General features: G+C 59.3%; 17 protein-coding genes and 2 tRNA genes. 3 read left to right on the top strand and 16 right to left on the bottom strand.

Going from position 1 to position 17,919, the window contains the following annotated elements; all coding sequences use genetic code 11:
- Positions 1–202: 202 nt before the first annotated feature.
- From LOY68_RS01580 to LOY68_RS01610, 7 genes are all read right to left on the bottom strand, one after another.
- Positions 203–278 (bottom strand) — tRNA-Thr (locus LOY68_RS01580).
- A gap of 78 nt (positions 279–356) precedes the next feature.
- Positions 357–1,181, bottom strand: coding sequence for an FkbM family methyltransferase (locus tag LOY68_RS01585; RefSeq protein WP_265042528.1), 825 nt, complete (start codon positions 1,179–1,181; stop codon positions 357–359).
- A gap of 310 nt (positions 1,182–1,491) precedes the next feature.
- Positions 1,492–2,724, bottom strand: coding sequence for an SAM-dependent methyltransferase (locus LOY68_RS01590; protein WP_265042529.1), 1,233 nt, complete (start codon positions 2,722–2,724; stop codon positions 1,492–1,494).
- Positions 2,705–3,394, bottom strand: a complete 690-nt coding sequence (locus LOY68_RS01595) for an ABC transporter permease (protein ID WP_054054362.1) — start codon at positions 3,392–3,394, stop codon at positions 2,705–2,707. Before LOY68_RS01595 ends, LOY68_RS01590 begins: the two co-directional genes overlap by 20 nt.
- Entirely contained in the window at positions 3,391–4,086 is a 696-nt protein-coding gene (locus LOY68_RS01600; protein ID WP_054054364.1) for an ABC transporter permease, read from the bottom strand. Before LOY68_RS01600 ends, LOY68_RS01595 begins: the two co-directional genes overlap by 4 nt.
- Positions 4,087–4,164: 78 nt before the next feature.
- Complete coding sequence (locus tag LOY68_RS01605) at positions 4,165–4,911, bottom strand: ABC transporter substrate-binding protein (RefSeq protein ID WP_054054366.1); 747 nt, start codon at positions 4,909–4,911, stop codon at positions 4,165–4,167.
- 13 nt (positions 4,912–4,924) lie between these two features.
- Entirely contained in the window at positions 4,925–5,698 is a 774-nt protein-coding gene (locus LOY68_RS01610; RefSeq protein WP_265042530.1) for an ABC transporter ATP-binding protein, read from the bottom strand.
- A 551-nt stretch (positions 5,699–6,249) separates the two neighbouring features.
- Here LOY68_RS01610 and gabP point away from each other — a divergent pair.
- Positions 6,250–7,641, top strand: coding sequence for a GABA permease (gabP, locus tag LOY68_RS01615; RefSeq protein ID WP_265042531.1), 1,392 nt, complete (start codon positions 6,250–6,252; stop codon positions 7,639–7,641).
- A gap of 74 nt (positions 7,642–7,715) precedes the next feature.
- Here the strand turns inward: gabP and LOY68_RS01620 are convergent, their stop codons facing one another.
- From LOY68_RS01620 to LOY68_RS01635, 4 genes are all read right to left on the bottom strand, one after another.
- Entirely contained in the window at positions 7,716–8,168 is a 453-nt protein-coding gene (locus tag LOY68_RS01620; protein WP_054054373.1) for a hypothetical protein, read from the bottom strand.
- A gap of 6 nt (positions 8,169–8,174) precedes the next feature.
- Positions 8,175–8,591, bottom strand: coding sequence for a hypothetical protein (locus tag LOY68_RS01625; protein WP_054054374.1), 417 nt, complete (start codon positions 8,589–8,591; stop codon positions 8,175–8,177).
- A 37-nt stretch (positions 8,592–8,628) separates the two neighbouring features.
- Positions 8,629–9,603 carry an alpha/beta fold hydrolase gene (locus LOY68_RS01630; RefSeq protein WP_265042532.1) on the bottom strand — a complete coding sequence of 325 codons (975 nt, stop codon included), beginning with the start codon at positions 9,601–9,603 and terminating at the stop codon, positions 8,629–8,631.
- A 68-nt stretch (positions 9,604–9,671) separates the two neighbouring features.
- Positions 9,672–10,730, bottom strand: coding sequence for a PDDEXK nuclease domain-containing protein (locus LOY68_RS01635; protein WP_265042533.1), 1,059 nt, complete (start codon positions 10,728–10,730; stop codon positions 9,672–9,674).
- 262 nt (positions 10,731–10,992) lie between these two features.
- Between LOY68_RS01635 and LOY68_RS01640 the strand changes: the two genes are divergently transcribed.
- Positions 10,993–11,442, top strand: coding sequence for a carboxypeptidase regulatory-like domain-containing protein (locus tag LOY68_RS01640; protein ID WP_265042534.1), 450 nt, complete (start codon positions 10,993–10,995; stop codon positions 11,440–11,442).
- A 104-nt stretch (positions 11,443–11,546) separates the two neighbouring features.
- Here the strand turns inward: LOY68_RS01640 and LOY68_RS01645 are convergent.
- The 5 genes from LOY68_RS01645 to LOY68_RS01665 all read right to left on the bottom strand — a co-directional run bounded on the left by LOY68_RS01645 (position 11,547) and on the right by LOY68_RS01665 (position 15,771).
- Positions 11,547–11,622: transfer RNA gene (locus LOY68_RS01645), tRNA-Phe, on the bottom strand.
- A 103-nt stretch (positions 11,623–11,725) separates the two neighbouring features.
- The gene (locus tag LOY68_RS01650; protein ID WP_054054381.1) at positions 11,726–11,998 is read right to left on the bottom strand and encodes an oxidative damage protection protein; all 273 of its coding nucleotides are present in this window, start codon (positions 11,996–11,998) and stop codon (positions 11,726–11,728) included.
- On the bottom strand, positions 11,995–13,062 hold the full coding sequence (mutY, locus tag LOY68_RS01655) for an A/G-specific adenine glycosylase (RefSeq protein WP_265042536.1): 1,068 nt from the start codon (positions 13,060–13,062) through the stop codon (positions 11,995–11,997). Before mutY ends, LOY68_RS01650 begins: the two co-directional genes overlap by 4 nt.
- The gene (locus LOY68_RS01660; RefSeq protein WP_054054385.1) at positions 13,059–15,290 is read right to left on the bottom strand and encodes an AsmA family protein; all 2,232 of its coding nucleotides are present in this window, start codon (positions 15,288–15,290) and stop codon (positions 13,059–13,061) included. Before LOY68_RS01660 ends, mutY begins: the two co-directional genes overlap by 4 nt.
- A gap of 76 nt (positions 15,291–15,366) precedes the next feature.
- Positions 15,367–15,771 (bottom strand): acetyl-CoA sensor PanZ family protein, encoded by a 405-nt coding sequence (locus tag LOY68_RS01665; RefSeq protein WP_163907801.1) that lies wholly within the window; start codon positions 15,769–15,771, stop codon positions 15,367–15,369.
- Between the two features lie 275 nt (positions 15,772–16,046).
- On the opposite strand from LOY68_RS01665, the gene LOY68_RS01670 reads away from it, so the two are divergent.
- Positions 16,047–17,711 (top strand): OFA family MFS transporter, encoded by a 1,665-nt coding sequence (locus LOY68_RS01670; protein ID WP_265042537.1) that lies wholly within the window; start codon positions 16,047–16,049, stop codon positions 17,709–17,711.
- The last annotated feature ends 208 nt before the right edge of the window (positions 17,712–17,919 follow it).

Genomic DNA, 17,919 nt, shown 5'->3' on the forward strand with positions numbered 1-17,919 from the left:
GCTTCTGCTAAAAAAGCTTGGATTGCTCATTAGGTTTCAGCCCTCGTCTTTGTGATAGACACTGACGCTAGCAAAACGGCTTGAGCTCGTCCACTACGAAAGCTAGACGTAATTTTTGAAGTGGAATGGCAGAAAAAACTCTAGTTTTACAAGCCCCAGAAACAACAAAGCCCCTGCATTTCTGCAGGGGCTTCGTTTTGTATGGTGCCGGCACCAGGAGTCGAACCCGGGACCTACTGATTACAAGTCAGTTGCTCTACCAACTGAGCTATACCGGCGTGTTAGGGCGACGATTATAGCGATTGCGTTGGTTCTGTAAACCCCTGAATTCAGACTATTTTTACGCGACCCTCAGGTTACCCGCGAACCAGTGCTTTTCTGAGTTTCTGAAGCGCTTTCCAGCCCCGGCTATTTTGCATCGCGCGCAGCTGTGCTTCGGCGTGTTCGGCCCGTTGCAGGGCGGTGGCGAGCTGCTGTTCGGCGTTGCTGACGGGGTAGCTGAGGGCGTGGCCGTGGCACAGTTGGAAGTTGTCGAGGTTGCACGGCGGGATGTAGAAGGCGGGTTTTAGGTTCAGGTGTTCGTTGGCGAGGAACCAAGTGTTGATGCCGTCGAACAGGATGGCTTCGTAGCCGGCGTCGGTGACGAGGTGTTCCCAGGTGTGGTCGCGGGCCCATGGGGTTTCGATGAGGATGATCCAGGGGCGCCATGAGGCGAAGTCCATGCCGCGCAGGACGGTTTCTTCGTGGCCTTCGACGTCGATTTTCAGGAAGTGGATGGGGCGGTTTTGAGCGTGCTGCTCGCAGATGGAGGTGAGGGTGCGGGCTTTGACGGTTTGACGGTGGACGTCCATGCCGAGGGCCGTGCGTTCCTGACCGGTGGCCGGGTCGACGGTGGAGAGGCCGGTGCCGGGGATGCCGTAGAGGGTGAGTTCGTCGGCGCTGTCGCTGGCCACGCATTGCAGGTTGGTGTCGTTGGGGCGTTGTTGGCAGAGGGCGTCGTAGTAGGTTTGCATCGGCTCGACGTTGATGCCGGTCCAGCCACGGTCGTGGAAGGCTTTGGTGACGGAATCGTGGACGGGGTCGTTGGCGCCGACGTCGATGTAGAAGCCGTTTTCGAACTGTTTGAGGGCGCGCCACAGGCGGATGTCTTCGAAATTCTGTGCGTAAGAAATGAAGGTCACTGTGGCTTCCTGTCAGTCGGTTTGTCTGCCTGTATAACAAGGGCGATTGCTGGGCGCAATTTTCCGGCCACGACGTCCGGAATTCGGCGGTTATGTCCTTTCGGTTGAATGCTTATGCACAACGGGGCGTCCGTTGAGCCCTATCTGCGCCGCTTTTGTGGACTTGTTCTCATTTGTTCGCAAATCCCTGTTTTTAAGGTTTTTTATTCATGTGTACGAAAAATGAACAGTTATGTTTCAGCCGCGAAACAGTGCATTTATTGGATCCACGAGATTTTCATCAACAGAGTTATCCACAGGCTGCGACTGTTTAAGTGCGTTCAGCCAGGAGCAGGAAATTGCGCGGTGTGAGCGGGGTTTCGCAGAAGGTGCCAAGACGAACGGTATAACCCTGCTCGTTGAGGAAAAGTGCTCGATCCAGTACCAGCCACAGCTCCAACGGGCGTCGGAAAAGTCCCCGTAGCAGCTCCAGATTGCGCACTTCAGCCAGTCGTTGCCAACCGGCCACTTCAAGCGCCGGCCAATCCTGCGGGCCGATTGTGGATAACTCCTTCAGTGCGGCCAAATGATGGCAGTAGTCTGTGAAGGATTTATCCAGCCAGGCGCTGGGCAGGGAGGGCGTGGGCAGGTATTCATCGATGCCGCGCAGTTGCCGTTGCAGCAGGTCGAAGGCCAAGCGTCGGGCCATGGACGTGTCGCGCTGACGTCGGACCCGGGCACCGGCGGTGACGGTTTCGCTCATCGGCAGTGCGAGATCTTCGAGGGACAGTTGTAGGCCGGATCGCGAACCTGCCGAGGAAAGCGCCTCATACGTGGCCAGACTGATCCGGTTGTAACAGCAGGGCGCGACAGCCAGTTGTTTGCAGCCGACGGCGCTGGCGAGCTGGAGCAATCGCACATGCAGATCACCGCAGGCATGCAGCGCCACTGGCGTGTGTTCGGCATTCAATAAGGAAGCTGCGTCAGCCGCGAGCACATCTTGCTCAACATGCAGCGCATGCATCTGATGACGTTGGCTGAGTGCCTGGCCGCTCAGCACCAGCGTTGGGTCATATTCCAGACAGGTCAGTTGTTGCCCTGTTTGCAGCAGACGTCGGCCCAAGTGGCCTTTGCCCGAACACCAATCCAGCCAATGCTTCGGCGCTTCAGCAAACTGCAGACGACTGGCAAACGCCTCGATCTGCTGCCACTTGCGCCCCGGCACATCGACGTTCAACCGATGCCCGGCCACCGCCAGTGCATGCCCCGGCAACTCGCCTACCGAACTCAACTCAAGCGACAACGCCGCCAAGGAAGCAAACGGCTCCGGCGCGTTCAGTAAGCAAGGTTGGTTATGACTGTTTTCCGCATCCTCCAGCGATCGTCCACGTAGCCAGGAAGACAGCGATGGGTAGGACGTTTCCCAAGGAAGCCGCAGATGAGTAAACGGTCGTGGCTTCCACAGCGCCTGATGCTCAATCAGAAAAGCATCCAGCGCTGCGAAACGGGCGAGTAGGGCCTCGCCCGTCAGCACGTAGGAAGAATCAACGCCCCTGGCAGGCATCGACGCGTAACCAGCGCTCCAGCAGCTTGAAGCCGCGTACCAGCACGTAAGCCATCAGCAGATAGAACATGCCCGCTGCGAAGAAGATCTCCACCGGCAGGTAGGTGCGGGCAATGATGGTACGGGCCATGCCGGTCAGTTCCAGCAAGGTCACGGTGCTGGCCAGGGCGCTGGCCTTGAGCATCAGGATCACTTCGTTGCTGTAGGCCGGCAGGCCGATGCGCGCGGCTCGGGGCAGGATGATGTAGAACAGCGCCTTGGGCTTGGACATGCCCAGCGCCCGCGCCGCTTCGATCTCGCCCGGTGGAATCGCCTGGATTGCTCCACGCAGGATCTCGGCGATGTAGGCTGCCGTGTGTAAGGTCATGGTCGCCGTGGCACACCAGAACGGATCGCGCAGGTACGGCCACATCGAACTGTTACGCACCGCATCGAACTGCGCCAGGCCGTAATAAACGAGGAACAGCTGAACCAGCAACGGCGTGCCACGGAAAAAGAAGATGTACGCGTAGGGCAAAGAGCGCACATACCAGCGTCGCGATGAGCGTGCGATGCCCAGCGGAATCGCCAGCAGCAACCCGGCGATCACGGCGATGGCCACCAGTTCCAGGGTCAGCGTCGCGCCTTGGGCCAGTTTCGGCAGCCACTTGATAATGACTTCCCAGTTCATTGGGTGCTCCTCGCGAAGCCGCGAGCGGCGCGTCGTTCCAGAAAGTACATGCCGGTCATGGCCAGGATGGTCAGGCCCAGGTACATGAACGCTGCCACCATAAAGAAGGTGAACGGCTGTTTGGACACGGTCACACCGATTTGCGCGTGACGCATGATTTCTTCCAGGCCGATTACCGACACCAGCGCGGTGTCTTTCATCAGGATCATGAACAGGTTGCCCAAGCCTGGCAGGGCGATGCGCCACATCTGCGGCATGATCAATCGGGTGAAGATGCGAAATTTCGACAGGCCCAGGGCCACGCCAGCTTCACGGTGGCCCTTCGGGATCGCTAGAATCGCGCCGCGAAACACTTCCGTGGCGTAGGCGCCGAAGCACAGGCCCAGCGCGATCACGCCAGCAGCGAAGGCATTGAGTTCGAGGTCGGGATTGCCGAAAAACTCGCCCAGGGCACGCATCAGATTGACGGTGCCGAAGTAGATCAGCAGCACCCAGAGCAATTCCGGGATGCCGCGAACCAATGTCGAATAAGTGCCGCCCAGCCATTGCAACGGCTTGTGCGGGGAAGTCTTGGCCAAGGCGCCGAGCAGACCGAGCACCAGCCCCAGGCACAGAGCCGAGAGTGCCAGTTTCACAGTCATCAGCGCGCCAGCGGCAAGCGCCGGGCCGAATCCGTAGAGGTCGATAATCATGGATTTCTTTTCAAATCGCGGCAGGCAATGCCAAAGACTGGCGCCGTCAGCGAACGGCGCCAGTCAGGCAGGTCAGAATCAATAGATGCTGAACGGGAAGTACTTGTCGTTGATTTTTTTGTAGGTGCCGTCTTCAACGATTTCTTTCAGGGCGAGGTTCAGCTTCGCGCGCAGAGTGTCGCCTTTTCGCACAGCGATCCCGATTTTGTCGCTTTCTTCCACCGGGTCGCCTTTGAATTCGTAAGGGCGGCCGGCGTCGCTTTTCAGCCACTCGTAGTTGACGTACTTGTCCGCCAGGATGCCGTCCAGACGACCGGAAGTCAGGTCGAGGTAAGCGTTTTCCTGGGTGTCGTAGAGTTTGACTTCAACGCCTTCCATGTTGTCTTCCATCCAGGTGCCGGCGAGGGTCGCACGTTGTGCGCCGATCACTTTGCCCTGCAGGGAAGCCTTGTCGGTTTTGAAGTCGACGTCTTTCTTGGCGATGAATTGCAGCTTGTTGGAGTAGTACGGATCGGTGAAGTCCACCGCTTGCTTGCGCTCGTCGGTGATCGACATCGAGGAGATCAGGAAGTCGAACTTCTTGGCGTTCAGGGCCGGAATGATGCCGTCCCAGTCGGACGTGACCACGGTGCAGTCGACTTTCATCTTGGCGCACAGGGCGTCGCCGATTTCTTTGTCGAAGCCGACGACATTGCCACTGGCATCTTTGTTGTTGAACGGCGGGTAGGCCGCTTCGATGCCCATCTTCAAGGTCTCGGCGACGGCACCGGCGCTGAAGGCCAGGGTGACGGCAGCCGCCAGGAAGATTCTTTTGTAGTTCTGCATGCGGGTAGCTCCGTTAGCGGTTGCTGGACATGAATTGTTTGCAGCGTGCCGAAAACGGGTTGTCGAACACCTGCTGCGGCGATCCTTGTTCTTCTACCAGACCCTGGTGCAGGAACACCACTTCGCTGGACACCTGACGAGCAAAGCCCATTTCGTGGGTGACGAGCAACATGGTGCGGCCTTCTTCGGCCAGGGCGCGGATGACATTAAGTACTTCCTGGACCATTTCCGGGTCAAGGGCGGAGGTGGGCTCGTCGAACAGGATCACCTTGGGCTGCATCGCCAGCGTGCGGGCAATCGCCGCCCGTTGTTGCTGGCCGCCGGACAATTGCGCCGGGTAGGCGTGTCGCTTGTCGGCGATGCCGACCTTGGCCAGCAGGGCTTCGGCGACTTCGATGGCTTCGGCTTTGCTCTGGCCGAGCACCCGGCGCGGGGCTTCGATGATGTTGTCGAGCACGCTCATGTGCGGCCACAGATTAAAGTTTTGAAACACAAAACCGATCTCGCTGCGCAGGCGATTGATCTGTTTGCCGTCGGCGGCAACCAGTTCGCCGTTTTTCGCGGCTTTGAGCTTGAGTTCTTCGCCGGCTACCAGGATCTGGCCCTGATGCGGGTTTTCCAGCAGGTTGATGCAACGCAGGAACGTGGACTTGCCGGAACCGGAGGAACCCAGGATCGAGATCACGTCGCCGTCGCGGGCGGTCAGCGAGATGCCTTTGAGCACCTCAAGCTGTCCGTAGCGTTTGTGCAAGTTGCGGATTTCAAGCGCGGGCGTGGCCTCAGCCATGTGCGTTCCTCATAGTGTTTCGCTCCTGCTGTTGGCGGCCTTCCTGGCGAGGCGGCCAAGCTAGCATAGCGTTCGAATGGCAGCCAACAGCGCTACGGGCGGTAAACGGATGGCATGTGGCAGGTTGTCGCATCGCTACAGCAGACTGTCGCGCTGCTATCAACCGAACAGCCGTTTGAACCAGTTGCCCGGCGGGTGTCGCGTAAAAAAAGGCGCGATGTTGCCAGCTTTGGCGGGGTGTTGGAAGCGCTAACCGGCCAAACGTTCCTGATCTGCACTTTTATTGTGCGTCCCACATTTTTTCAGTGTGTTTCTGGTGCGCTGGTTCGTTCTACAAGTGGGTCGCTGGGTAACGCTCTGGCGAATTGCCATTAATCTCAATGACTTGCGATGACCATCCGGTCAGGCGGAGAGCCGCGGTTCTGGGGAGTCTGTAACATTTTGGCGCAATTATTGCGTGCAGAATAAGGAACGCCCCGTTGGATTCTTTTTACGAGAGAGAAATGCCAGACGCGGTGGACTGAATCGCTTTCTTTGCAAAGGTAGTTTCGATGAGCAGTACCCAAAGCTCTAATGGCCTCGAACAGGGGCTCAAACCGCGTCATGTGACTATGTTGTCGATCGCCGGGGTTATCGGCGCCGGGCTGTTCGTCGGCTCGGGTCATGCCATTGCCGCTGCCGGTCCAGCCGTGCTGCTGGCCTACGCCGCCGCAGGCGCTCTGGTTGTATTGGTCATGCGCATGCTCGGCGAAATGGCTGTTGCCTCGCCGGACACAGGTTCCTTTTCGACATACGCCGATCGCGCGATTGGTCACTGGGCCGGTTTCACCATCGGCTGGTTGTACTGGTGGTTCTGGGTGTTGGTGATTCCGCTGGAAGCCAACGCTGCCGCAACGATCCTGCATGCCTGGTTCCCGAACGTGGCGATCTGGGCCTTCACCCTGGTCATTACGCTGCTGCTGACCGTGACCAACCTGTTCAGCGTGAAGAACTACGGTGAGTTCGAATTCTGGTTCGCCCTGGTCAAAGTCATCGCGATCATTGGCTTCATCGGCCTCGGCATCATGGCGATTTTCGGCTTCCTGCCGAACAGCCAGGTCAGCGGCGTTTCGCACCTGTTCGACACCCAAGGCTTCCTGCCAAACGGCATGGGCGCTGTACTGGGCGCAATCCTGACCACCATGTTTTCCTTCATGGGCACCGAGATCGTGACCATCGCGGCCGCGGAATCGAAGAACCCTGGCCAGCAAATCTCCAAGGCCACCAACTCGGTGATCTGGCGGATCGGCTTGTTCTACCTCGTGTCGATCTTCATCGTCGTGGCACTGGTGCCATGGAATGACCCGGTCCTGGCCGCTGTCGGCTCCTACCAGACTGTACTTGAACGCATGGGCATTCCGAACGCCAAGCTGATCGTCGACATCGTCGTTTTGGTCGCTGTAACCAGCTGCCTGAACTCGGCGCTGTACACCGCTTCGCGCATGATGTTCTCCCTGGGCAAGCGCGGCGATGCGCCGGCCGTTTCCCAACGCACCAGCAAAAGCGGCACGCCGTACTGGGCCGTTATCCTGTCCACTGGCGCAGCGTTCGTCGCGGTATTCGCCAACTACGTGGCCCCGGCCGCCGTGTTCGAATTCCTGCTGGCCACCTCCGGCGCCATCGCGCTGCTGGTGTACCTGGTGATCGCCATCTCGCAACTGCGTATGCGCAAACAGCGCATGGCACGCGGCGAAAAAATCGCCTTCAGCATGTGGCTGTTCCCGGGTCTGACCTACGCGGTGATCATCTTCATCGTCGCGGCCCTGACCATCATGCTGTTCCAGGAAGCCCACCGCGTGGAAATCCTCGCGACCGGCTTCCTGAGTTTGCTGGTCGTGGCGGTCGGGTTGTTCGTGGCTCGTCGTCGCAAGCTGCAAAAGGTTGGCGCGGTGGTGTTGAACTGATTCACATCGCGTAATGCAAAACGGCCGCTGTCAGTGATGACAAGCGGCCGTTTTTGTTTCTACTCGAAGGCGGATTACTCAGCCTTTTCTTCCTGCGCGTCCAGCGACTCGCGATAGCTGTCGAGCGCGGTGCCGAAGTCGGTGATGAACTGCGGATCGGTCAGCCAGGCCTGGGCGGTGTCGCGGTCCATGCCGTCGGCCCACATGCGGTAGTCGATCAGCATGTCGGCAGCCAGGTGAGTGGCGGCCATGGCTTCGTTGTCGGCGTTTTCCATGTCCAGCAGTTCTGGATGGTCGCTGATGATGCCAGCGAGGTCCGATAGCAGGGTCAGCAGCATGTCGTTGCGGCCGATGGCTTCGGCGTCACGCATTTTGCTGAACATCGCCAGGGTGTATTCCGGGATCGGCTCGCCGATTTCGTCCATGTCATCGTCCAGCGCGGCGGGTTTGCGCCCGTGGATGTTGATTTGCTTGGCTTTGATCTTGGCGCGTTTGGCGCGTTTCTGTTGCTTGTTCAGGGATGCCATGGGAACTCAGTTCGCTTTCGGTTGTGTTTGGGCCGCGATGGCGTCGGACGCCGCCACGTAGTCAGCCTGGAAGGCCGGGGATTCGATCCACGCCAGTGCGGCGGCTTCGTCCGCTTCGGTGGACCACTGGCGGTACTCGATCAGTGCCGCGAGGATGAAGTCCATCGCGCCTTCTTCGCCTTCTTGTTCGTAAACCAGTGTCAGCAACGGGTCTTCAAGGAAGGCCGTGCACATCGCTTGCTGGCTGATTTTTTCAGCGTCGATCATGGTCTTGAACAGCTCGGTCAGGTCCACCGATTCGAAGTCGATGCGATCATCGTTCGGGTCCAGCTCGACCGGCGCAGCAGCTCGTTGGGTGCGGTTCTGCTTGGCCTTGGCTTTGGCGCGGGTGGCGCGTTTTTGCTGCTTGTTGGCGGAGGCCATGGGCATCGTTCCGTATTTCGTTGAGAGGGCAGGTCACTCAGCTGCGGGGCACTCGCCGCCCGGGGGTATCGGGGGCCAGTTCGCCGTTTTGCAGCCAGGACAATGCAATGGGCCATAGTGTGGCTTGGTATGGGCTACGAAAAAAGGCGAAATGTCCGACTTCTTCTTCGCCGATGTCTTTCGGCTCGATTCGCAGATGGGTGGTCATGCTGCCAGTGAAGTAACCGAGCAGGCGTTCGATGGCCGGGATGGTGCCGTAAGGATCGTCGCTGATGCTGATGGCCAGGGTTTTCGCGCTGACGTTGGCGAACGGCAGCCGGCCGTGTTTTGCGTGGATCACACGGCCGCTGGGGCGCTTCTCGTAGCGGTCGGTAGGCGTACTCCAATCGCGGACGACACCGGCGGGCGTGTCTTCAAGCCAGCCAAGGCGTTTGCCGGGGAAGTAGCCGCAGATCATCGTCACCAACGGCATCACCAGATGCCACTTGCCGAACATCCGCCAGCGATGGGCCGGCGCGTAGTCGCGCCAGTAAGCGAACTGCGCGCCGACGGTTACCAAGTGCCGGATCAGGTGCCCAGAGGCTCCCAGACCCGCCGCACAGCCGCCAAAGCTGTGGCCGACCACGTCGATCGGCTGGCCGGGGAAATCCCGCTGTGCGCGCTTGAGCATCGCTTCGAAGTCCAGCGCGCCCCAGTCGGTCCATGTGGCGTCGAGTCCTTTCAAAGAAGCCGGCCGCGATTCACCGATGCCACGGTAGTCGTAGGTGATGACGTCGAAGCCGTTGGCGAACAGGTAATCGGCGAAGCGCGAGTAGTGGCGGCAGCGGACCGAGGTGGCGGCGTTGATGATCACGACTGGGCGGGCGCTGTCGTGCTGGGCGTGCTGCCAAGTGAAACCGCCGAGGATGAAGCTGTCTGCGGCGGGCTCTTTGAACGGTTCGCCGGAAGCGGAGGTGGCCAGTGACAGCTCAATTTGAGTGGATGCCGGTGAGGGCGTGTCCTGCAAATTCATCGACTTCGAACCTTTGCGGGTGGCTGCCAACGATAGTCTTCGCACAGCTTATGAACAATCCATCACCTCTACTGTGTTTGCTTGTCGAGTAACCGCTCTTCAATTGCCGCCCGCTCTCGATCCAGCTCCGCCCGCAATTCCTCCTCGCTCGGCAACACCAGTTTGTACTTGCTGGCGAACAGTTGTTCGTTGCCCTGTAACACCGAGTAGCGCACCACGGACTCGTTTTTTTGCGCGCAAAGAATGATGCCGACGGTTGGTCCGTCTTCGTCGCTGCGCTTGAGGTCGTCGTACATGCGGACATACATGTCCATTTGCCCGACATCCTGATGGGTCAATTCACCGCGCTTGAGATCGACGATGACAAAGCATTTGAGCAGGTAGTTGTAGAACACCAGGTCGATGTAGAAGTCTCTGCCTTCGGTGCTGATGCGTTGCTGGCGGGCGACAAAGGCAAAGCCTTTGCCCAGCTCAAGCAGGAAGCCCTGGAGTTGCTCGATGAGTGCTTGTTCAAGTTCGGTTTCCAGAACCAGTCCTGCATTGGGCAAGCCGACAAACTCCAGCATCACGGGATCGCGGATGAATTCCCGAGGGTTTTCGAGCATCGCATGGATGTTGGTGGCGGCTTCGGCCATGACGACAGACTTGTCCCGACTCATCAGCAGGCGCTCGTAGTAGAGGGTGTTGATCTGGCGCTCCAGGGCGCGGCTTGACCAGTTCTGGCTGGCGGCTTCGTCCATGTACCACTGGCGGGCGCTGTCACTGTCGACTCGCAGCAACCGGCGGTAGTGGGTCCAGCTCAATTCGAGACGCAGTGCGTCTCGAATTGGAAACGTCTGATAAAACAGGCGCATTTTCCGCAAGTTAGTCTCGTCAAAGCCCTTTCCGAACTCCGCTGTCAAACTCTGTGAAAGCGTCAACAACAACTGTTTGCCATACACCGCCCGCCGAGCCCCTTGCTGCTCGAACTCCACAATATGTCGCCCAATCTGCCAACAGGTTTGCACCTGAGCCGTATCGACCGCTCTCAGCACTTTCTGGCGCGCCTGGCGAATCAGCTCGCCAAGATTGCCGAGCAGTGAGGCGAGATGTGGGTCTTGAGTGTCGTCGGGTTTGAGGTTGCTCATGAAGTCTTCCGCAGCTGGATGAACTGACGGAAAAGAATGCCAACGACGCATTGGTCAGCGATGCCGGGCGCGGCTGAGAGATTGGAAGGAAATGCCAGATTCGTTTCGCGGGATCAGGCCGACGACGCCCGAGGCATTTGGAATAAAGCATGTAGTCCCATTCGCAGTGACCCCAAGTCCCAATCAATCTAAAACTTGAGCATCCCACCCGAAATCTAAAGGGAGTAGCGAATGGGTTCTATGAAGCCCGGGAGTCGTCATCATGAAGCACGCTCATTCCTTCGTATTGTCACTCGCCGCCGTTGGCGTGTTGATGTTCCCAGTCCTGTTGCATGCCGCCAGCCTTGATCCAATCGACAGCTCAGGCGTGCAAGTCCAACCGCAGCAACAAAACGGGATTAGCTACCTGTCCGGTGGTATCGGCGAGGACGAATCCAAAGCCATTCAGCAGGCCAAGGGTTACAACCTGCACATGACGTTCTCTGTCGGCGTGGATAACAAATACATTCCCGATGTGGATGTGGTCATTCAGAAAGCCCAAGGACAAACAGTGCTGACCCTGAGCCAGGCAGGCCCCTTGGTGTACGTTCAGTTGCCCGCCGGCAAATACACGGTCGTTGCGACCCGTAATGGTGAGGCGAAGCACGACACAACCGATGTCGGCAGCGGAACAGCGAGGAATCTGGTTTTCCACTGGAATGGTGATGAGTAAACGGATAGGGCGTTTGCGGCGATCAGCAGTCCCGTTAAACCGTGCCTGATCAAATCGCAGGCATAAAAAAACCCTGAATCTTGCGATTCAGGGTTTTCGGTATTTGGTGCCCAGAGACGGAATCGAACCGCCGACACGGGGATTTTCAATCCCCTGCTCTACCGACTGAGCTATCTGGGCAACGGGGCGCATTAAACTGGTTTTTCAGGGGGTCGTCAAGAAAGTTTTCAAAAAAATTTTAATTATTACCGTCGCTTACGTTCCGACCCCCACAACAACGGGATTATTCAGCTGGCGGAACGTAGCCTTCAGCCTGAGCGTATTCCTCGCCGGAAAAGAACTTGTCCATCTCGCCCTGAAGATATTTGCGATCTTCGGCGTTCATCATGTTCAGGCGTTTTTCGTTGATCAGCAGGGTCTGGTGTTTCTGCCAGTCGGCCCAGGCCTTGGCGGAGACGTGATCAAAAATGTCCTGGCCTTTTGCGCCAGGGAACGGAGCGCGCTCCAAGGCGGGCAATTCTTCTTTGTACTTGCGGCACATGATGGTGCGGGTCATGACGACTCTCCTGCGTTCAATACGGCGGCCGCGCGTTCGAGCAAGGTTTTGACCGGGGCGGCAAGGCCCAGGCGCGGCGGGGTGGCGAGGTTATACCAGAGCCAGTCGGCCTCGGCCACGTGATGGCCGGCCTCCTGGACCTGGACCAGCCAGGGTTCGATGGACAACTGGAAGTGGCTAAACGTGTGCACCAGGGCCGGCAGCGCTTGTTGGCTGCCCAGCTCCAGCGAATGCTGCGTGGCGAGGTGTTGCAGGTCGTCGAGGTCATCGAGTTCCGGCAAGCTCCACAAACCGCCCCACAGGCCCGAGGAAGGGCGACGGTAAAGCAGAATCGCGCCTTCGCCGTTGGCGAGCATTGGCATCAGCGTGCGCTTCTGCGGTACGGCTTTGCGCGGCTTGGGGATCGGGTAGCGGGTTTCCAGGCCGAGCATGTGCGCTTCGCAGCCCTTTTCCAGCGGACAGAGCAGGCAGCTCGGTTTGCTGCGGGTGCAGAGTGTGGCGCCCAGATCCATCATCGCCTGGGTGTAGGCGTTGACCCGATCATGCGGCGTAAAGCGCTCAGCGTTCGCCCAGAGCTGTTTCGCGACCTTCGGCTCGCCCGGATAGCCCTCTTGCGCGGTAAAGCGCGCCAGCACGCGTTTGACGTTGCCGTCGAGGATCGGCGCGCGCAAGCCCATGCTCAGGCTGGCGATGGCGCCGGCCGTGGACAAACCGATGCCCGGCAGCTCAACCAGTTTTTCCACATCCCGGGGAAACTCGCCGCCATATTCAGCGACGACGATCTTCGCGGTCTTCTGCAAGTTGCGCGCACGGGTGTAGTAACCGAGGCCTGTCCACAGGTGCAGCACTTCGTCTTCCGTTGCGGCGGCCAGGGCTTCGACCGTTGGCAGCGAGGCCATGAAGCGGTCGAAGTAATTCAGCACGGTGCTGACCTGGGTCTGCTGCAACATGATTTCCGAGACCCACACCCGATACGGGGTGATGCCCTGTTGCCAGGGCAAATCGTGGCGGCCGTGGCGGTCGTACCAATCCAGCACCGCCGATGAAAACTGCTCGGCTCTCATCGCTTGAACAGCCCCTTCAACGCGTTTTTAAGTTCCGGGCTGACCTTGTCACCGAGCTTCTCGTCGATCTTGTCGCTGAGCTTCTCGCCCGCCAGTTTGGCGGCGACCTGGCCCATGCGTTCGTTGTCCACGCGGCACGCCTTGGCGCCGAGTTCCAGCGGGCCACGGCAGCGCAGCGGCCACTCGATGCCGACGAACTTCTCGCCAACCTGGCAAGCCGGATCGGGCATCGCGCTGGTGTCGCCTTCGACGATGATGCCGACGCGATAGTCCATGCCCAACACCCGCAGATCGACGTCGCCGTCACCGTTGACGGTCATGCCCGGGATGCGCACTTTCATGTCCGGGTTGCTGGCCACGCCGTTGCGGAAGGTCAGGTTGCCCTTGAGTTCCTGGAACGGTGTGTCCTTGCCCCGCGGTTCGCCGCTGAGGCTTTTGCGGTTCAGGGTGGCGATGCCTTTGCACAGTTGTTGCTCAAGGTTGGCGTTGAGCAGCACGCCATTGTTGATGACAAAACTGGCGTTGCCGTTGAGGGTTTCGACCAGCGCTTTCTGGCTGTTGCCGCTGCCGGTCAGTGCGCTGGTGAGCGTCACCAGGCCTTTGACGGGCGGATTCTTGCCCTGGCTTTCGAGGATTTTTTCCACCGGCACTTTGGTGATGTGGGTCTGCATGCTCAGCGCTGGTACTTGCTGACGCACGTCGAGGGTGCCCTTGGCTTCGAAGTTGCCGTTGTACAAGTCACCGCGCAGGTTCTCCAGTGTCAGCAGGCCGCCCTGGCCGTTGGCCTTGAGCGCTGCGTTCTGGATCGGCAGTTTGTCGAGGGTCAGTTGGCCGAAGGTCAGGTCGGCATCCACGTCGAGTTTAGCCAGGCGTTCCACCGGCAACAGGCGCTCGGTGCTCCACGCGCCTTTGGTCGGTGATTCCGGCAGCGGTGTGCTGCCCGCGCCGGCCATGGCATCGGCCTCGGTGCTGGCCACTTCGGCCTGACGCACTTGCGTGGCGCTGTTCGCTTCGGCGGATTTTGGTGGCAGGTAACGGTCGACGTTGAACGTGTCAGCCTTGAGGATGGCGCGCAGCGATTGTTTGGCGAAGTCCTCGATGGCGATGCGGCCGCTGAAGCTGCTGTCATCGACTTTCAGGTTGATGTTGTCGAACGACAGGCTGGTCGGCGTGCCGGCCAGACGGCTGACCAGTTCGACTTTGCTCAGGCTGCCCTCGGCCATGGCTGGGAGTTTCTGGCCGATGCTGTCGACGAATTTCGCCAGGTCAAACTGGGCAATCGACAGACCGCCATTGATCTGCGGCGTCTTGTCGAGGTCGTTGACCTTCAGTTCACCCAAGGCACGCAATTGGTTGGCGGAGATCTTGATACCGGTCCATTCGGCGACGTTGGCTGCTTTATCCAGCAGCAACTGACCTTGGGCGGCGAAGGTCATGGTCTTGCCTTGCAGCGGGTCGCCGGTCACTTCGCCCGACAGCTTCATGTCTTCGAACTGGTAACGCTGGAGCGCGCGGGCAATGCGCAACTCGCCGTTCAGCTCGGTACGCACACGCAACGCCGGCTGGTTGGAGGACAGGAACGCGGTGAGTTTGAGCGGAATATTGGTCGAGTCGTGAACCGCGCCGGTGCTCATCTGGATGCTTTCGGCGGTGTAGCTCTTGCCGGTTTTCTCATCGTTGTATTCAACCCGCGCGTTGTTCACGGTCAGGCTGTCGATGTCCAGGCGGATCGGCTGCGGTGGTTTTTCCGCGACGACCGGGGCTTCCGGGGCCGGTTCGCCAGCGGGAACGGCGGGCGGGGTCGCACCGGTATTCGCCGGGGCCGGGATCTTGCCGATGTCTTCCCAGTTGCCGTGGCCGTCCTTGTCGCGGTTCAGGCGCAGGTTCAGGCCTTCGACGCGGACATCGCTCATCTGCACTTCACGGCGCAGCAGCGGCAGCACGCGCACCGACAGGCCGAGCATTTGCAGGTCAGCGAACGGTTCGGTGGGTTTGACCAGGGTCGCGACACTGGCTTCGTGCAATTCCAGGCCTAGCCACGGGAACAGGCTCCAACCGATGTCGCCATTGAGCGTCAGCTCGATGTGGGCCTTGTCGCGGGCAATCTGGCGAATCTCGTCTTTATAGTCGTTGGGATCGAAGAGGTGCGTCAGGGCAAAGCCCAGCGCCACAATGATCAGCAACAGCCCGAGAAGTACCAGACCCAGGATTTTGCCGAACGCTTTCATGGGCGAGTCCTTGTAGTTAGTCGAATTCAAAATTTAGCCGGGGAGTATAGCGCTCCGAAACTGACGACCGGTCAGTTCATATGGGCAGCACGTCCAGCGGCACGTTCAGTTTGGCCGCCAGTGCCTGGGCTTCCAAGTGCCCGGCAGGCGCCAGCAAACGTAATGTCGCGCCCGATTGCGACGCCATTTTCCGTGCTTCGTTCACCAGGCGCTCCGCCACCCCACGGCGACGGGTAATTTTTCTCACGCAAATTTGCGACAGATGCCAGACGTCCTGTTGACGTTGCAGACGTGCCGCACCGAGTAGCCGATCGTTGAAGCGCCCGGCGATCAGCGAGCCGTCCCGCAGGCAACCCTCAATCAACTGCACTTCACCGGCAAATGGCGCAAACAGCCAGTCCGGCGCGTCGCGGTAGATCTTTTGCAGATCTTGCTGATCCTGGTAAGTGGCTTCGTTCAGCGGCTCGACGATGATCGGCATGGCGGTTCCTGTAAGAAATTTTTACAGATATCACCTCTGTAGGCGCTGCCGAAGGCTGCGCCTACAGAGAAAAGAGGTCAGACGACATACAAAAGGTGATGTCAGTTTGGTTTTTCTGTCACGAGCAAATGGTAACCTCTGCGGGTTCGTCCGTCCTTCTGCGACTTAACGTCGCGCCTAAATGGAGCTTCACTTAAAAAAGGTCATGCCTGCGTGCATAAAGGCCGGAGGTGAGGAGTGGCTGGCGAACCATACTAATAATTGGGGGATACACAATGAGCACGAGCATCACGGCGGACGGCGTAGTAGCCGGCCAGCCCGCGTTCCTGTCTAAGGAGCGCATTATCGCCAAGCCCGGTTTCAACCGTTGGCTGGTACCACCGGCCGCTTTGGCCATTCACCTGTGCATCGGCATGGCCTACGGCTTCTCGGTGTTCTGGTTGCCGCTGTCCAAGGCTCTGGGCGTCACCGCTCCGGTCGCTTGTGCGCCGGACATGAGCTTCATCTCGCAAATCTTCTCGTCCCAATGTGACTGGCCGATCTCGATGCTCGGCTGGATCTACACCCTGTTCTTCATCTTCCTCGGCTGCTCGGCAGCGATCTGGGGTGGCTGGCTGGAACACGCCGGGCCGCGTAAGGCTGGCGTTGTATCGGCGCTGTGCTGGTGCGGTGGTCTGCTGATTTCGGCGCTGGGGATTTATACCCACCAGATCTGGCTGATGTGGGTTGGCTCCGGGGTCATTGGCGGTATCGGCCTGGGCCTGGGTTACATCTCGCCGGTCTCGACCCTGATCAAGTGGTTCCCGGACAAGCGCGGTATGGCGACGGGCATGGCGATCATGGGTTTCGGTGGTGGCGCGATGGTTGGCGCTCCGCTGGCAGCGGCCCTGATGGGCCACTTTGCTTCGCCGACCGGCGTGGGCGTGTGGCAGAGCTTCCTGGTGATGGCCGCGATCTACTTCGTGTTCATGATCGGTGGCGCGCTGTCCTACCGCGTTCCGCCAACCGGCTGGAAGCCTGAAGGCTGGACCGCTCCGGCGAAAAAAGTGGCGAACGCGATGATCACTCATCGTCACGTCCACGTGAACGTCGCCTGGAAAACCCCGCAATTCCGTCTGGTGTGGCTGGTGCTGTGCCTGAACGTATCCGCCGGTATCGGCATCCTCGGCATGGCTTCGCCACTGTTGCAGGAAGTGTTCGGCGGCAAATTGATTGGTGTAGACCTGCCGTTCGGTCAACTGGACGCCGGGCAACTGGCTTCGATCGCAGCGATTGCGGCCGGTTTCACTGGCTTGCTGAGCCTGTTCAACATCGGCGGCCGGTTCTTCTGGGCTTCGTTCTCCGATTACCTGGGTCGTAAAAACACCTATTTCGTGTTCTTCGCCTTGGGCTTTGCCCTGTACGCGCTGATCCCGAACCTCGGTCACCTGGGTAACGTTGCGCTGTTCGTGGCGGCGTTCTGCATCATCCTGTCGATGTACGGCGGCGGTTTCGCGACCGTTCCGGCTTACCTGGCTGACCTCTTCGGTACACAAATGGTCGGCGCGATCCACGGTCGTCTGCTGACGGCGTGGGCAGCGGCGGGCGTGTTGGGTCCGGTGTTGGTGAACTACCTGCGTGAGTATCAACTGAGCATCGGCGTTGAACGTGCCGCGGCTTACGACATCACGCTGTACATCCTCGCGGGCCTGCTGGTGCTGGGTTTCCTGTGCAACCTGCTGGTGCGTCCGGTGGCCGACAAGTACTTCATGACCGACGCTGAACTGGCCGCCGAACAGGCGCTGGGCCACGACAAAGGTGCTGACAGCAGCACCGTGCTGGAGTGGAAAGCTGCGCCGGGCACCAAGCCATTGGCGATTGCCGCTTGGCTGGTGGTGGGGATTCCGTTGGCGTGGGGTGTGTGGGTGACCTTGCAGAAGACAGCGGTTCTGTTCCACTAAGTCTGTAAACGCACTACCCCTGTGGGAGCGGGCTTGCTCGCGAAGAGGGCGTGTCAGTCGACATGAATGTTGGCTGACACACCGCATTCGCGAGCAAGCCCGCCCCCACATTTGTTTTGTGTGTGCGGCAAATGGCTTGTATGGACATGTCTATCCCCGACAACCCGGGAGTCTGTCCGTCAGCCATATCACGTCTCGTGTTTCTGTT

The sequence above is a fragment of the Pseudomonas sp. B21-053 genome, assembly GCF_026016365.1.
In the GTDB taxonomy this organism is placed as follows: domain Bacteria; phylum Pseudomonadota; class Gammaproteobacteria; order Pseudomonadales; family Pseudomonadaceae; genus Aquipseudomonas; species Aquipseudomonas nunensis.

Coding starts and splice junctions, on each gene's coding strand:
- LOY68_RS01590 (WP_265042529.1), bottom strand. CDS start 2,724: ATGCCTGCCAGGGGCGTTGATTCTTCCTACGTGCTGACGGGCGAGGCC.
- LOY68_RS01605 (WP_054054366.1), bottom strand. CDS start 4,911: ATGCAGAACTACAAAAGAATCTTCCTGGCGGCTGCCGTCACCCTGGCC.
- mutY (WP_265042536.1), bottom strand. CDS start 13,062: ATGAGAGCCGAGCAGTTTTCATCGGCGGTGCTGGATTGGTACGACCGC.
- LOY68_RS01665 (WP_163907801.1), bottom strand. CDS start 15,771: ATGCCGATCATCGTCGAGCCGCTGAACGAAGCCACTTACCAGGATCAG.
- LOY68_RS01625 (WP_054054374.1), bottom strand. CDS start 8,591: ATGGCCTCCGCCAACAAGCAGCAAAAACGCGCCACCCGCGCCAAAGCC.
- LOY68_RS01650 (WP_054054381.1), bottom strand. CDS start 11,998: ATGACCCGCACCATCATGTGCCGCAAGTACAAAGAAGAATTGCCCGCC.
- LOY68_RS01620 (WP_054054373.1), bottom strand. CDS start 8,168: ATGGCATCCCTGAACAAGCAACAGAAACGCGCCAAACGCGCCAAGATC.
- gabP (WP_265042531.1), top strand. CDS start 6,250: ATGAGCAGTACCCAAAGCTCTAATGGCCTCGAACAGGGGCTCAAACCG.
- LOY68_RS01610 (WP_265042530.1), bottom strand. CDS start 5,698: ATGGCTGAGGCCACGCCCGCGCTTGAAATCCGCAACTTGCACAAACGC.
- LOY68_RS01640 (WP_265042534.1), top strand. CDS start 10,993: ATGAAGCACGCTCATTCCTTCGTATTGTCACTCGCCGCCGTTGGCGTG.
- LOY68_RS01595 (WP_054054362.1), bottom strand. CDS start 3,394: ATGAACTGGGAAGTCATTATCAAGTGGCTGCCGAAACTGGCCCAAGGC.
- LOY68_RS01600 (WP_054054364.1), bottom strand. CDS start 4,086: ATGATTATCGACCTCTACGGATTCGGCCCGGCGCTTGCCGCTGGCGCG.
- LOY68_RS01630 (WP_265042532.1), bottom strand. CDS start 9,603: ATGAATTTGCAGGACACGCCCTCACCGGCATCCACTCAAATTGAGCTG.
- LOY68_RS01670 (WP_265042537.1), top strand. CDS start 16,047: ATGAGCACGAGCATCACGGCGGACGGCGTAGTAGCCGGCCAGCCCGCG.
- LOY68_RS01635 (WP_265042533.1), bottom strand. CDS start 10,730: ATGAGCAACCTCAAACCCGACGACACTCAAGACCCACATCTCGCCTCA.
- LOY68_RS01660 (WP_054054385.1), bottom strand. CDS start 15,290: ATGAAAGCGTTCGGCAAAATCCTGGGTCTGGTACTTCTCGGGCTGTTG.